The 15,771-nt window shown below is 37.0% G+C and carries 13 protein-coding genes; 4 read left to right on the top strand and 9 right to left on the bottom strand.

The genetic code is table 11. The annotated features are described in order from the left end of the window. Positions 1-18: 18 nt before the first annotated feature. From CEF19_RS23530 to CEF19_RS13500, 3 genes are all read left to right on the top strand, one after another. The gene (locus CEF19_RS23530) at positions 19-180 is read left to right on the top strand and encodes a hypothetical protein (RefSeq protein WP_198510287.1); all 162 of its coding nucleotides are present in this window, start codon (positions 19-21) and stop codon (positions 178-180) included. 203 nt (positions 181-383) lie between these two features. Continuing rightward, positions 384-1,271 (top strand): PucR family transcriptional regulator, encoded by an 888-nt coding sequence (locus tag CEF19_RS13505; protein ID WP_100406525.1) that lies wholly within the window; start codon positions 384-386, stop codon positions 1,269-1,271. Positions 1,272-1,387: 116 nt separating this feature from the next. Continuing rightward, positions 1,388-2,500, top strand: a complete 1,113-nt coding sequence (locus tag CEF19_RS13500) for an ABC transporter ATP-binding protein (protein ID WP_100406524.1) — start codon at positions 1,388-1,390, stop codon at positions 2,498-2,500. Positions 2,501-2,549: 49 nt separating this feature from the next. Here CEF19_RS13500 and CEF19_RS13495 read toward each other — a convergent pair whose 3' ends face one another. Both CEF19_RS13495 and CEF19_RS13490 read right to left on the bottom strand, forming a co-directional pair. Next, positions 2,550-2,795 (bottom strand): hypothetical protein, encoded by a 246-nt coding sequence (locus CEF19_RS13495; RefSeq protein ID WP_100406523.1) that lies wholly within the window; start codon positions 2,793-2,795, stop codon positions 2,550-2,552. A gap of 75 nt (positions 2,796-2,870) precedes the next feature. After that, on the bottom strand, positions 2,871-3,077 hold the full coding sequence (locus CEF19_RS13490) for an alpha/beta-type small acid-soluble spore protein (RefSeq protein ID WP_088102703.1): 207 nt from the start codon (positions 3,075-3,077) through the stop codon (positions 2,871-2,873). A gap of 279 nt (positions 3,078-3,356) precedes the next feature. On the opposite strand from CEF19_RS13490, the gene CEF19_RS13485 reads away from it, so the two are divergent. Further along, positions 3,357-4,721 (top strand): sodium-dependent transporter, encoded by a 1,365-nt coding sequence (locus tag CEF19_RS13485; protein ID WP_227521987.1) that lies wholly within the window; start codon positions 3,357-3,359, stop codon positions 4,719-4,721. 65 nt (positions 4,722-4,786) lie between these two features. Here CEF19_RS13485 and CEF19_RS13480 read toward each other — a convergent pair whose 3' ends face one another. The 7 genes from CEF19_RS13480 to CEF19_RS13450 form a co-directional block, all read right to left on the bottom strand. After that, entirely contained in the window at positions 4,787-5,989 is a 1,203-nt protein-coding gene (locus tag CEF19_RS13480) for an aminotransferase-like domain-containing protein (RefSeq protein ID WP_100406522.1), read from the bottom strand. Positions 5,990-6,297: 308 nt separating this feature from the next. After that, complete coding sequence (locus CEF19_RS13475) at positions 6,298-7,737, bottom strand: sensor histidine kinase (RefSeq protein WP_100406521.1); 1,440 nt, start codon at positions 7,735-7,737, stop codon at positions 6,298-6,300. Continuing rightward, positions 7,734-8,705, bottom strand: coding sequence for a sugar-binding protein (locus CEF19_RS13470; RefSeq protein ID WP_227522098.1), 972 nt, complete (start codon positions 8,703-8,705; stop codon positions 7,734-7,736). Before CEF19_RS13470 ends, CEF19_RS13475 begins: the two co-directional genes overlap by 4 nt. 196 nt (positions 8,706-8,901) lie before the next feature. Further along, positions 8,902-10,311, bottom strand: coding sequence for a SpoVR family protein (locus tag CEF19_RS13465; RefSeq protein WP_100406519.1), 1,410 nt, complete (start codon positions 10,309-10,311; stop codon positions 8,902-8,904). A gap of 146 nt (positions 10,312-10,457) precedes the next feature. Continuing rightward, the gene (gene galT, locus CEF19_RS13460; RefSeq protein ID WP_100406518.1) at positions 10,458-11,993 is read right to left on the bottom strand and encodes a UDP-glucose--hexose-1-phosphate uridylyltransferase; all 1,536 of its coding nucleotides are present in this window, start codon (positions 11,991-11,993) and stop codon (positions 10,458-10,460) included. Positions 11,994-12,166: 173 nt separating this feature from the next. Beyond that, positions 12,167-13,909, bottom strand: coding sequence for a phospho-sugar mutase (locus CEF19_RS13455; protein WP_100406517.1), 1,743 nt, complete (start codon positions 13,907-13,909; stop codon positions 12,167-12,169). 98 nt (positions 13,910-14,007) lie between these two features. Then, positions 14,008-15,681, bottom strand: coding sequence for a glycerol-3-phosphate dehydrogenase/oxidase (locus CEF19_RS13450; protein ID WP_406565359.1), 1,674 nt, complete (start codon positions 15,679-15,681; stop codon positions 14,008-14,010). Between the last annotated feature and the right edge of the window lie 90 nt (positions 15,682-15,771).

Genomic DNA, 15,771 nt, shown 5'->3' with positions numbered 1-15,771 from the left:
AAAATAGGAGGGACCTTCATGACAAAAAAAGATGAACAATATGAGGGACGTGAAGATTATTTCGTTGATGTTGACCGAATGATTAGTGAGGGCCTTGGCCGTGGAACGGTTAATGGAACACAGGCAGGCAAAATTGAAGAAGCACGTCCTTTTGAAAAGGAAACACCACCCAATAAGTAATAATAGAAGCTGAATTATACCTTTACCTTCATTGCTATCCAACAGCCTCACCCGAAATCATTCTTGCTACAGATTAATTATTACAAAGTAATGTACTTTTTAACCTACAAAAAATAGAACCTTCTCTTGCTTTTGTCGAGAGGTGGTTCTATTTCTGCTATAATTCTAAGAAAGAGTGGAAAGTGAAGAAGGAGTGCAAGCTTATGATACAACAAACGTTAAAACAACATTTTTCCGATGCGTTAGTAACAAATCATCCTCCGCACCCACATCCAGATATCCTTTGGCTTCAAGATGATAAAAAACAACCAATTGGGTTTTGGAAAGACAAGATAACTGTAAAAGAACGCACACTTTTATCAATGTTACTTGATGATTATCAACATGTACCTCAACCACAGTCAAAATCAGAAAAACTTTGGATGAAGTGGTTGTTTGATGAAGAATCAACAATACCCCAAACAGACCTTATCCGCTTTATTCATTTTCATTTGGATCGAGAAATTGAAGATTATGACTCATTCCAAGAAGTATGGACAAACGTAGCACTCAACGAAACTACTTTACTTTGGTTAGATAAACTGCATGGTATTATTGTGACTGAAGAACAAGTTCATGCTGAGACGCCTGATTATCTTGGCTTTGTAGAAGCGATCGCTTCTGACTTTTACGTTGACTTAACTCTATTAATTGGATCGACTGTTAAAACAGCATTCAGTCGTGAGCAATTTTCTTGGGAGAATGATTGCTTCCGTGCAGTGCTCAAAGCAAATCCAAATAAACAAGTGTTTCTAGAGCATGAAGCAATAGTCTATTACATATTAAGTACGCTCGAAACGAAAAAAAAACATTACATTTTAGAACATATTTTATCGAAAGATCTTGCTGAAGATCATGAACTCTTGAAAACAGTTAGTGTTTATTTTCAACATAACTTAAATGCTTCTGCAGCTGCAAAGTCTCTTTTTATGCATCGAAATAGTCTCCAATACCGTATTGATAAGTTTGTTGAACGAACGAATATTGATATTAAACAGTTTCCTCAAGCTGCCCTCATGCATTTTCTTCTTCTATTAAATGAACGTGGATGATAGCCCCTTCCGACAGCTTGCACAAAAAGTCGCCTAGAGTTTTGTGCAGGCTACCCATAGATTGATAGAATGAAAAGGGTTACAATTTGTTTAATAACTCGAGGAGGTAACAAAACATGGCTAATATTGAATTGAAAAATATTTATAAAATTTATGATGGTGACGTTACAGCGGTTACAGATTTTAATCTTCATATCGAAGACAAAGAGTTTATCGTATTCGTAGGTCCATCTGGTTGTGGTAAATCAACAACTCTACGTATGATTGCAGGTCTTGAAGATATTTCAAAGGGTGACCTTGTTATTGGGAACACGCGTATGAACGATGTTGCTCCTAAAGACCGTGATATCGCGATGGTTTTCCAAAACTATGCATTATATCCCCATATGAATGTATATGATAACATGGCATTTGGTCTTAAGCTTCGTAAATTTCCAAAAGCTGAAATTGATGAGCGTGTACGTGATGCAGCAAAAATCTTGGGATTAACTGAAATGCTTGACCGTAAGCCTAAAGCAATGTCAGGTGGTCAGCGTCAGCGTGTGGCTCTTGGACGTGCAATCGTTCGTGACCCTCAAGTATTCTTAATGGATGAGCCATTATCAAACCTTGATGCAAAGCTCCGTGTACAAATGCGTGCAGAAATCACAAAGCTTCATAAGCGTCTTCAAACGACAACAATTTATGTAACTCATGACCAAACTGAAGCGATGACAATGGCAACACGTATCGTCATTATGAAGGATGGTTTCATTCAACAAGTAGGTTCACCTAAAGATGTATACGATAACCCAGAAAACGTATTCGTTGGTGGATTTATTGGTTCACCTTCTATGAACTTCCTTGCCGGGAAATTAGAAGGAGATACATTCAAAATTGGCGGCGCTGACTCACCAGCGGTTTCTGTTAATGTTCCTGCTGGTAAAGTTAAGCTTCTTAAAGAAAATGGATATGACGGCAAAGAATTAATCCTTGGTATTCGTCCTGAAGATATCCATGATGAGCTAGTATTTATTGAATCTTCACCTGGTTCAAAAATTAAGGCAGATATCGATGTAGCAGAATTATTAGGTGCTGAAACTATTCTTTACTCAACGGTGTTGGGTCAAGATTTCGTAGCACGTGTTGATTCTAGAACAGATATTACTAGTGGACAGTCAATTGATCTTGCATTTGACATGAATAAGTGTCACTTCTTTGATAAAGACTCTGAACTACGTATCCGTTAATAAACAAATAATAAAAAGCGCTTTTATCATAACTGATGAAAAGCGCTTTTTACTGTTCTTGAACTAAAAAAATAGATGATTGCTGACAACCGACACAAGTTAGGTAATGAGCACATTGACTTTCTTTTGCATCATTCGGAATTTCATCACATTCTTTTTTTATCTCAATTTCTTCATAAGCACTATATTTACCCTCATAGTCTAAAATTCGACCATAATCAATAAGTTCATTTTCACAATAACTACATGTTTGTTTAATTTTCTCAAACCCATTACAAATTGGACACATAGACATAAAGCACCTCATATTCACTTTAAGAAAGAGGTGAGGAACGACCTCACCTCTTTTTAAAGCCATCATATATAATAATTATTGTTGTTGGAAACCACCCATTTGTTGCTCAGCCATCTGAACTAGACGCTTTGTGATTTCTCCACCTACAGATCCGTTTGCACGAGATGTTGCATCTGCGCCTAATTGAACACCAAATTCTTGAGCAATTTCAATTTTCATTTGGTCAAGAGCTTGTTGGACACCAGGTACGAGAAGTTGGTTTGAACTATTGTTGTTTGCCATGTATCTCACCTCCTTGTGTACTTATAGTGTGGTTAAAATGTAAGATGATATGTATTTTTTATTTTGAGAATTTATGGAATTCCCCAGTAGTCTATAAAGCTTTATAAAATAAAACCAAATCCTGAAGAAAGAATTTCACGTTTAAAAATGGTGGAAAAAGCCAATATATAAGTAATTGACTTTTTTATGTGAAATTGCGGAATTTCTTACTCAACTTTTTTTATTTTTATGGTATAGTATATCAGAATTATTATTTTAACTTCTAAAGGGGGAATACTTGTGCCAGAACAAGGACGCGAACAATGGACTTCTAGATTAGGTTTTATTTTAGCAGCAATGGGTTCGGCAGTTGGTTTAGGAAATGTATGGCGCTTTTCCTATGTCACAGGAGAAAATGGGGGAGCAGCATTTCTACTAATTTATCTCATTTGCATTCTTTTAATCGGAATTCCTATTATTATGGCGGAGTTTACAATTGGGCGAAAAGCACAAAGTGATGCTGTAGGCTCATTCGAAAAACTTGCACCAGGTAAGCCGTGGAAAGTCGCAGGGATTATGGGTGTAGCGGCAGCGTTTATGATTTTATCATTTTATGGTGTGATTGCTGGATGGATTTCGTACTACTTCGTTAATTATCTAACAGGTAATTTATGGACAATGCCAGCTGAAGGATACGATGGATTCTTCGTTAACTTCATCACGAACACATGGCATCCGTTAATATGGCAGTTTATCTTTATGGTGTTAACAATTGGAATCGTTTTCGTAGGTGTTAAAAAAGGGATTGAAAGAGCGAATAAAATTTTAATGCCACTACTCGGTATCCTGCTCATTGTTCTTTCTATCTACAGTTTAACGCTTGGTGGAGCCTCTGAAGGCCTTGCCTTTTTATTTACTCCTGATTGGAGTGCTCTTGCAGACCCCAAAATTTATATTGCTGCGCTTGGTCAAGCGTTTTTCTCATTAAGCCTAGGAATGGGCGCGTTAATTACCTATGGTGGATATTTATCTCAAAAGGAAAATCTACCAGGAGCAGCTTATAGCGTAGCCGGATTAGACACGCTATTTGCAATTATTTCCGGTATTATGATTTTCCCAGCAGTTTTTGCATTTGGAATTGCCCCAGACTCTGGTCCTGGACTCGTGTTTATGATTATGCCAGATGTATTTGATAGTATTGGTTTTGGGGGTGGAATCTTCGGTTTAGCTTTCTTCTTCCTACTAGCAGCGGCTGCATTAACATCTGCCGTTTCGTTACTTGAAGTTGCCGTCGCTTATTTCATTCGTAAATTTTCTTGGACTCGCCAAAAGGGAGTTCTAATTATTGGGGGAATTATTTTCTTAATAGGAATTCCGTCATCATTAGGTCAAGGTGTATTATCGAATATTTCCATTATTGGAGATAGAGATATCCTTGATTCTTTTGACTTTATTGCTTCAAATATCTTCTTACCTCTTGGTGGTTTAATTATTGCTCTATTTATGGGCTGGGGTTGGAAGAAAGCCGATGCATTACGTGATTCAGATTATGGCGATTCTGCTATCGGTCAACTTTGGCTTTTCCTTCTACGCTATTTAGCACCAATTGCAATTTTCCTCATTTTCTTAAGTTCAATTGGTTTTTTTAGTACTGGTGTAGAGTAAAAGTTAGTAAAAGGGTGTCAACATGGTTACATAACCTTGTTGACACCCTTTTTTTCTATATCATTTTACGTATAGAGATGTTGCTGTTCAGCTGTATCAGCAAGTAGATTCACTAATAACTCCATTCCCTTTTCAATCTTCTCTGGAGTTGAATGAGTGAAATTTAATCGCATCGTGTTCTTTTTCGGTATGCCTGCGTAGAATGGTTCTCCTGGTACAAACGCAACACCACGTTTTACTGCCTCATTTAATAGTTCAGCTGTATTAATTCTTTCATCTAATTCAATCCAAAGAAACATGCCACCTTTCGGCTTTACAAAATGCATATTCGAGAGATTTGCTTCCTCTAGACACCGCACCATTACTTCCATTCTTTTTTGATAGACATTAATTAAATTCTGAATATGACCATCTAAATCAAAGTGGCAGCAAAGTTGGTAAAGAGCTTGCTGAGCCAATGAATTTGAATGTAAGTCATTTGCTTGCTTTGCTTGTGACATCATTCGGATAACTTGATATGGCCCAGCAATCCATCCTGTCCGCAAAGCAGGTACAGCAGTCTTTGAGAACGTACTTGTGTAAAGAACATGCGTACCATCATCAAGTGCAGCCAGTGGCGTATACGTTTCATTTTTCAGAAATTGTATTTCCCCATAAGGGTCATCTTCAAAAATAACGATATGATGCTTGTGCGCAAGATTAACTAATTGTTTTCTACGTTCGAGTGACCATACTCTGCCAGCGGGATTTGAAAACGTTGGTACCACATAAACACATTTTGGTTTATGTTCCTTTATTTTCGCTTCTAAATCTTCTGGTAACATCCCATCATTATCGGAATCAACAGCGATAACTGTAGCTTCGTAGGACTTAAACACCTGCAGAGCAGCTAAATATGTTGGGTCCTCAGTTAAGATAATATCTCCCGGTGTAATCATTATTCGTGAGAACAAATCTATTGCTTGTTGTGAACCTGTGGTTAGAAGTACTTCGTCAGGAGAATAACTATCAATCCCTTTACGTGCCATTCTATCTAAGATAACTTCTCTTAACGGGCGATATCCAGCTGTTTCTGCATATTGCAATGAACTTTTTCCGGTTGCAAAAACACGTTGAAATGCATCCTCTAACCCTTCCATTGGGAATAACTCATCATCTGGTAATCCGCCAGCAAATGAGATGACGTTTCCTTGACCGACTACTTTTAAAATATCGCGAACGGCCGAAGATTGAAGATGACGAACGCGCTCTGCAAACCCATATTTCATGATAGACACCTCTATTTGTAAGTTTTTAAACAACTTCTCATTTCTATCTCTATATTATAGTAGAAATATTCGAACAAGTGAACACCCGCTCAACGATTTTTTGAATTTTGTATCGGTTTAAACTTAAATACGCTCTTTTTGCCAAATAAATTATTCACATTGATGACTCCAGACTTTACGTTTACCAAAAAAAGAAAAGTGCATACCGAGGTAATCCCTTTCTTTAGGTTCTCTATTAAGTGATCGCAAAATATAAAACCAACGACAATATAGTTAGAACTATTATTAAAGAAGGCATGCGATTAAATTCAAAAAGTAAACGGAAGTCTTAAGGTAATCTTTGTTCCTAGATTAATCTCAGACTCAATCGAAACCGAACATTTTTTCTTGTAAAAGATTTCAAGTCGACTTATGACATTTTTCATCCCTATTCCTGTGGAGTGTCCCTGCCCACTCTTCTTTAGGTCCTCCTCATCGCCACCATCTCCTGTAGCAAGAAGCTTTCTTTGTGTTTCTTTATCCATACCAACTCCATTATCAGACACTTCAATAATAACTTCCTCATTGTCACGGTAAATATTTAACCCGATTTTAGCGCCTGCTGTAAGCTCTTCTATTCCATGAATAAATGAGTTTTCAACAATTGGTTGTAAGGTTAAACACGGAATGGAAAGAGATAAACAGGTCTCTTCGACATTTAAATCAAATTCTACTCGATCACCAAAACGTGTTTTTTGAATAAAAAAATAATCCTGAACCGTTTTCACTTCATCTTTTAGGACAATTGGTTTATCGAGGTTTCCAAGATTATACCTAAGCAATGAGGACGTTGAATAAATCAACTTATTTGTTCGTTCAGCACCTTCTAAGTAAGCCGTTTTTGAAATCGTATTTAACGTATTGAAAAGAAAGTGTGGATTAATTTGATTTTGTAGGCTACGTAGCTCCATTTCCTTTAATAGTTGGGCAAGTCGTGACTTTTCTTCCATTTCTTGAATAAGGTGATGAATATTCTGACGCATATAGTTAAATGTTTTTGTTAAAAACCAAAGTTCGTCCTTTGTTGACACATTTACATCCTTACCTGTAAAAACCCCTTTAGAGATTTCTCTTGCAGCTTCTGTTAAACTATTAATCGTTTTCGTTATACCATTTGAAAACCAAAATGCAAACAATGCGCTAAATATAATAATCACAGAAAAAATGACTAACCCAATTTGTTGGATACTATCTATGCTTTCATTTACTTCAGGAAACACATCCTGATAATGATTTAGTTCCCCATTGATTAATGAAAGTGTCGTTTCATGGATATAATTGGCAATGGTTTCCGCCTCACTAATATGGTAAGAGTAACGTTCGATTTGACCTAACTGAACTCCTTCTATGGCCCGGTCGGACTGTCTTATAAAACTAGAAATCATTTTTTCGTAATTTTCAATCGAAATACGTTGATTTTCACGTTGAACAAGATTATCAACTTGACCTTGTAAACTGGTAAGACTTGACTTATTTCTCTCAAATTCTTCAAGGTTGTTAGGCACTGGTTCAAGTGCATAAATAGACAATGATTGAACCACCAAATTAGTTGACTGAGTTACTTCATTTAAAAGTAAGAACCTTTCTAAGCTCTCGTCATATAAATCAAAAACCTTTTGATTACCTTCGAATAGTAATAATGATATCGTAATAATTAAACAAATTATAACCGAAAAATAAATCAGTAATTTTGAGCGTATTTTTGTCATGGTCGTTGACTCTTCACCTCAATCGTATTACGGAGTATGTTCGTACTTGTATAGTTTAAGTCTTCTACAAATTCTCCCTCTAAGACAGATATTAATAGCTCAACTCCCTTAATTCCCATTTCATAAGGTTCTTGAGCAACGACTGCATGTATCTTATTTTCCTTAAGTAATTTCATGGTTTCCGGCAATGCATCAAAAGCAATAACATACACCTGATCTTCTTTGCCTAAACGCTTAATTGCAGCATGTATCCCTAGACCATCAAGAGCACTCGTTCCCAAAAAAGCTGTAATATTCTCAAACTCAGTAAGAATTTTATTTGCCTTTTCTTCTGCTTCTATTCTCATAATATTTGATTCTTCAATCGCTATAATCTCTATCCCCTTTAAGTGACTCACTGCATCTTTAAAGCCCTGAACTCGTTGCTGCATATGTGAAGAAGTAAGACTTCCAGTGATAATACCAACAACTGCTTGTCCCTTCATATCCTCAGCAAGAGCTTTACCAGCTTTCCAGCCTGATAGGTAATTATCAGTTCCTACATATGCAAAACGCTTACTATTTGGCGCATCGGCATCAATAGTAATAACTGGTATTCCATTTTCCACTGCTTTATTAATTATAGGTGTGAATAATTCCTCATTTGAGGCTTGAACAATAATCCCATCAGCCTTAGAGGCTATCGCCATATCCATAACTTTCATCTGTTCCTCAACATTAGATCGATTTGGACCTTTGTACTCAAGTATAATATTTCTTTCCTCTTCAACTTCTCTTGCTCCCTTTTCTAAAAGCCTCCAATAATTATTGTCCACTTCCTCTGCTATTAAAACGACATGATACTCATTTTCATTATTTAATCCCTCTGAAAAAGAGGTAGGTAAATAAAGCGTTTTCACCAATAACTGAACTAATAAAACGATGACAATTAAGCATATGACACTAGTTAAAAAATAATAAAAAGTCATTCGGTTCAATTTGCTACCTCCTTACAGTTGCAAGACCACTTTGTTAACTTACATTTATATATTGTATTATACTGTGGAACGTATATCCAGAAGAACTCTACTGACCAGAAGGTTTATCCCCCTTCATCATTAAGAGGGCACTGAAAAAGGGTGCTTTTCCTTTTTCAGTGCCCTCATTTTGAATGTGGTTTTTTCTTTATATATACTTTCGGTGTACTTTACTTCCATCATAAATGAAATCAACCAGCTTTTCATTTATTGTTGTTTCAATATGAACTGTCCTCCCCCATAGCTGATGAAGGTACGGAAGAACTTTCTCTAAATAGCTAATATCCAGTTCGGTGTCCTCAAATGAATGTGTAATGTATAGCTCTCCATTTTTCAAATAATCGCCATCTGTTACTACAAGATAAGGAAAACCACCGTTCACCCTCGATTGGGCTAGTTGATCACGAATGCTTTGCCATTCCTTATCAATAACTTTATAATCAGGACCTTGTTTCTGAAATAAATACATATCTTCACGCATAACGAGGTCCTTCGTCAAATAATTTCGAATAAAGGATATATCTGATTCAATTTCTCGAACTTCAAACATTTTTTCTCTACCACTTCCAGGCTTTACACCTTGTCTTTCCATCATATCCTCCGTCGGATTATTGTATCTCTCTTCAATGTCCTCAAATATTTTTATCCCAAGGTAATACGGGTTTATTGACGTTTTTGATGGTTGAACAACACCAGCATTTAATTTCGCATATTCGATTGTTTCTTCTCCTGTTAAATCCATTTCACGTAAAATACGCGCGTGCCAAAACGATGCCCAGCCTTCATTCATAATTTTTGTTTCTAATTGCGGCCAAAAGTATAGCATTTCCTCACGCATCATTGTTAAAATATCCCGTTGCCATGGTTCCAATTCTCGACTATATTCTTCAATAAACAGCAAAAGATCTTTCTCTGGACTTGGTGGAAATTTACGCTTTTTTTGTTTTGGCTCAATACTTTTCTTCTCACCATCTAATGACCATAAATCCTCATATTCACTTGCACGCTTACGAGTTTCCTCAACCTCATCATCCATGCTCCAAGCCAATTTTGGTCTAACCATACTTGGATCGATATGTTCCTGTAGCGCTAGAACCGCATCTAGAAATTTCTCGACTTCTTCCTTTCCATAAACATGCTCGTAATTAGCAATACGTTCAGCTGTTGCGCTCATGCTCTCAACCATGTCTCGTCGCGTATTTGAGAAGCGAACATTATTTTTAAAGAAATCACAATGCGCCAATACGTGTGCGACAATTAACTTATTTTGTATTAAAGAGTTACTATCTAATAGGAAGGCATAACAGGGATCTGAGTTAATAACAAGTTCATAGATTTTACTTAATCCTAAATCATATTGTAATTTCATCTTATGGAATTGTTTTCCGAACGACCAATGGCTATATCTTGTCGGCATTCCATATGCCCCAAATGTATAAATAATTTCTGCTGGGCATATTTCGTATCGCATTTCATAAAAATCAAGACCAAACCCTTCAGCTATCTCTGTTATCTCAGCAATTGACCGCTCCAATTGCCTCCATTGTTCAGTTGTCATCATTACCCCTCCTTCATCCTGCTTATAACACTTTATGTGTCTACCAGCAATATCATGAAAAAGAAAAAAGATGTACAAAAAGTTTTCCTCTTTTTTGTACATCCTTGTATAATGACGGGATATTCTTTTTCTAACCTTATCGATACTTATTTTTCACTGTTTAAAGAGTGCATAAATTTCTCGAAAGCAGCTTGACCTTCTAAATCCCGCTTGAAAACACCTGCATGTTCAAGAATTTTAGCAAAGACTTGACCAACTTCATCATGTAATATGTTTAGAACATTTGATCCAGATAACTCTGGATGGCTTTCTCGTACTCGTAAAGCCCAACCGGCATGCTTGGATATAATCTCATTCTGTTCAATTTTTTGCTTAGCCTTCTCATCAAGGAGTACATCCGCAAGTTCACTTAGTTCTTCCTGTAAGCGCCCAGGTAAGACAGCTAAGCCCATCACTTCAATAAGCCCGATGTTTTCCTTTTTAATATGATGAACCTCTGCATGAGGATGGAATAAACCATCCGGATGTTCTTCTGTCGTACGGTTATTTCGTAAAACCAAATCAATCTCAAAAAGCTCTACACGACGTCTTGCAATTGGAGTAATTGTATTATGAGGTATCTCACCAGTAAATGCATATATATCAACAGAGCGGTCTTCATATTGCTTCCAACTCTCTAGAATATACTCTGCTGCATGAATAAGTTGTTCCTGTGAATCTCCTTGTAAACGAACAACGGACATTGGCCATTTTACAATACCTGCACTAACACCAGGATAAGCATTCACGGTAAAGCTTTTCTCAATGGGTGCCTTTGCCATTGGGAAATCATGACTACCACCCTGGAAATGATCATGACTTAAAATTGAACCGCCCACAATCGGTAAGTCTGCATTTGAACCAAGGAAATAATGTGGAAACTGTTCAATAAATTCGAGCAATCTTGCAAATGTTTTCTTAGAGATTTTCATTGGCTCATGCTCACCTAAGAAGACAATTGCATGCTCATTGTAATATACGTAAGGCGAGAACTGTAAATACCATTGTTCCTTTGTTAAAGTGAGTGGAATAATTCGTAAGTTTTGACGAGCAGGATGATTCACTCTGCCTTCAAACCCTACATTTTCCTTACATAACAAGCACTTAGGATAAGAGCTTGATTTTAAATTCTTTGCTGCAGCAATTGCTTTTGGGTCTTTTTCTGGTTTTGATAAATTAATAGTAATTTCTAAATCCCCGTACTCAGTCGGTGCGTACCAATGTTCATTTTTTGCAATTCGATCCGTACGAATATAATGAACATTTTTCGAAAAATCATAAAATAACTTTGTTGCTTCTTCAGGACTTTCATGATATTTCTTGTAAAAGTCCTTAATTACTTCAGATGGTCTCGCCGTTAGGCAGCCCATAATTTGTGTATCTAAAAGGTCGTGATAAGTAACTGTATTTTCTTCAAGACGATGATGTTCTACTGCCCATTTTAAAATTTCTCCTAATATATCTACAGGCGTTTCTAAATTCTCATTTTGTATAGTTACTGGTTCAGCTTCATCAAGATCGAGAATTTTAAGTAGTTGATTTCGACTATATTCGATATCCCAATTCGTTATGAGGTCTTTTTTTAACCCATACTGTAGGAGTCGTTCTATTTGTTTATGAATGTTTACACTCACCGTTGACATCCTCTCTTACTTATCTCCTCCACTTTTAAAGAGGAAAGCTTTTTCTTAGTTTTATCTTACATCAATCATTTTAGTTAGTAAATTAATTTAACAAAGATTTTATAAGAATGGGTATCCAAAAGGTTCTGTTGAACCCTTAGGATACCCTCCCTCATCACACTACTCTTTAAACATCATTTCACCAAACTATTAGAGATGTCATAAACCTGGTCCATCACTGACTGCTTTAATGATTCAAGTGCAGCCTGACTTGCTTCGTATGTATCTTTGTTAACACCGAAATAAAACTTAACCTTGGGCTCAGTTCCTGATGGACGTATACAGAACCAAGATCCATCTTCTAATTTATACTTTAGGACATTTGACTTAGGTAAGTGAATCGTAGCGGTTTCACCAGATATAACAGCTGTTTCTTTACTTTCTAGATAATCTTCAATATATGCAATACGTGTACCATTTAATTCAGTAGGAGGCGTTTCACGGAATGATGTTAATATTTGATTGATTTTTTCAATTCCTGCTTTCCCTTTTAGCGTTAACGACTCTAATCCTTCAAGATAATAACCATACTTTTCAAAAACCTCGAGTAACCCATCATACAAATTCATGTTTCTAGATTTATAGTAGGCTGCCATTTCAGCAGCTAGCAAGCACGCTTGAACAGCATCCTTATCTCGAACAAAATCTCCAATTAAATAGCCATAGCTTTCTTCATAGCCAAATAGAAATGTTTGGTCACCACTGCGTTCATATTGTCCCATTTTTTCACCAATAAACTTAAATCCTGTTAAGGTATCTTCTGCCTTTAAATTAAATTGCTCAGCGATAGCCCGCCCAATCTCTGAAGTAACAATTGTCTTTAAAACAATTCCATTTTCAGGGATTAATTGTTTATGGGTTAGTAAATAATTAAGCATTAATGCACCTGTTTGATTACCTGTCAGCACCGTATATTGATTATCATGATTTTTAACAGCGAGACCTACTCTATCAGCATCAGGATCTGTAGCGAGCAGTATATCGGCGTTTTCTTTCTCCCCATACTCTATCGCAAGTTTAAAGGCAGCGTGTTCCTCAGGATTTGGGGAAGAAACAGTTGAAAAATTTGGGTCCGGTAATTCCTGTTCCGCAACTATCGTAACGTCTTTAAAGCCCGCCGTCTCTAAAGCCCGTCTTACAGGTATATTTGCAGTCCCATGTAAAGGGGTAAATACAATCTTTACTTCCTCGCTTTGTTCTTTTATAAGTTCAGGCCTTACTAGAATCGTTTGTAGCTTTTCATTATAAGCATTGTCAATTTCTTCAGAAACAATTTCAAGTAATCGTTGTCCTTTTAAATCCAACTCGTCCCCAACTTCAATAAGTAGCTCGTCTTCAATGCTGTCAACATAGCTAACGAGTTCTTCTGCAGGTCCAGGAGGAAGCTGGCCGCCATCAGGACCATATACTTTAAACCCGTTATATTCTGGAGGATTATGACTTGCTGTAATAACAATTCCGGAATAAGCATTTAAATGTCTTACAGCATAAGAAAGCACTGGAGTTGGTCGTAAATCATGAAAAACATAGGTCTTAATTCCATGTTTCCCAAGTGTAAGAGCTGACTGTAAAGCAAACTCCGGTGATTTATGGCGCGAGTCGAAAGCAATAACTACCCCTCTATCCTTCGCTTCTTGACCCCGTGCCTCTATATAGCGAGCCAACCCCTCAGCAGCCCTACGAATAGTATAGGTATTCATACGATTAACACCTGGGCCTATTTCGCCACGCATCCCACCCGTACCAAATTCTAAGTTTTTGTAAAAGCAATCCTCTAATTGTACCTCTTGTCCACTTAGTAACTCTAACTCATTCATTAATTCAGCCTCTAACGCACTAAATGATGACCATTTTTTGTAAAGTTCTTTCCAACCCATCCAATCTCCTCCTAACAGCCTAGTAACAACCTATACGTTTAACAATTCCACGTATTCTAATAAAATCCTTTATAAAACGTAGAATAAAGTCAAGACTATTAATGTTTATGTTCAACTTCGTCAGGTATAGCTGTTTTTGCAAAAAAGATTTCTTTTGCAAGTTCAGCTTCATTTTTTGCTAATTCTTCCTCGTTCCACTCAAATAAATCCCTAAAATAACGGAGGATCGAGACTTTCCATTTTTCAACCCAGTCTAATTGAAAAAAAACAGCACCTGTTCGTCGCAGAAAAAAGTCTAAAGGAGTAATAACCATTTCTTCCTCAATTCCATACCTTAGTTCAGCTAAAAGCGATGATGGAAGGTGAAATGCTTCCGACTGTTTCTTGTTTGTTTTCATTCTTGCATATATTTTTGAGACATTAGATCCATATCTCTGAACTAACTCTTCTGCTCTTCCTGTCTCTAAGCCTAGCATCTGCCCCTCAGCTATTTTAGTCTTCCTAAAACTCTCAAATCCTGTAGCTCCACCAACATGACCACCAGAAAGCGTAATTGAATCCGTTTCACAGACAAAGTTTCCTCTTAAATCCTTTACAATCAAATCTACAACTCGCTCAGCCATTTTCCGATAGCCTGTTAACTTTCCTGCTACAATCGAGACAAGCCCTGACTCAGAAACAAAGAGTTCATCCTTTTTTGAGAGTTCAGATTCTTTTTTCCCCGGTTCAAAGATGAGTGGGCGTAAACCTGCCCAACTCGATACAATATCCTGTGAGCATAGTTTCACCATTGGAAACATTTCGTTAATAGATGATAGTACATAATCTCGATCCGATTCAGTCATCCGCGGTTCTGCAATATGATTTTCATACAACGTCTCGGTGGTCCCAACATATGTTTTCCCGTCTCTAGGGATAGCAAACATCATCTGGCCTTCTTTATCCGCATCAAAGTAAATTGCTTGTTGGATTGGAAATCTAGTGTGATTAAAGACAAGATGAACACCCTTTGATAGCTTTAATTGTTTCTTTTCTTTTGAACGATCTTGCTCTCGCAACGTATCTACCCATGGTCCAGAAGCATTTACTATCTTTTTGGCATAAACTTTAAAAGCTTCCCCAGAGCGTTGATCAACGATAACGACTCCAACCGCTCGACCTTCCTTATACAAGAACGATTCAACCTTTGCATAATTCACGGCTTTTACGCCATGCCGAACTGCTTCCTTAAGGACTTCGATTGTTAGTCGCGCGTCATCTGTACGGTACTCAACATATAGACCAGATCCTTTTAACTTTTCTTGTTTTAAAAGAGGTTCTTTTTCGGTCGTTTTTTTCTTATTTAGTATAAATCTTCGTTCTTCTTTTCGAACCTCAACTAAATTATCATACATTTTCAACCCTAGCGAAGTTGATAACTTGCCAAAATTACCATTTTTATAAAATGGTAAAAGCACCCACATGGGTGTTGTGACATGAGGCGCATTTTCGTGAATAATTGCACGTTCTTTCCCTACCTCTGAGATCAGCTTTACATCAAACTGCTTCAAGTAGTGTAATCCACTGTGATTAAGTTTCGTTGTTCGGCTTGATGTACCCGCTGCAAAATCCTGCATTTCGATGAGAACTGTTTTCAAGCCACGAGCTTGTGCATCTAATGCCACTCCCGCCCCCGTAATCCCTCCACCTATAATGAGTACGTCAAATTCATTATCTTTTAATTCATATATGTAATGATTTCTCATTTCCCCAGAAAATGTATGGGCCATCATAATCCCCCTAACTTTAGACAAAGAAAGACTACAACAGCTCAACAGGACTAGAAGTATAATCTGTTGGCTACTGCAGTCTTTTTTTTCGAA

It is taken from the genome of Bacillus solitudinis (assembly GCF_002797395.1).
Taxonomy (GTDB): domain Bacteria; phylum Bacillota; class Bacilli; order Bacillales; family Bacillaceae_D; genus Halalkalibacter_A; species Halalkalibacter_A solitudinis.
The sequence above is the reverse complement of the archived record's forward strand: the minus strand, read 5'-3'. Positions and strand labels throughout refer to the sequence as shown.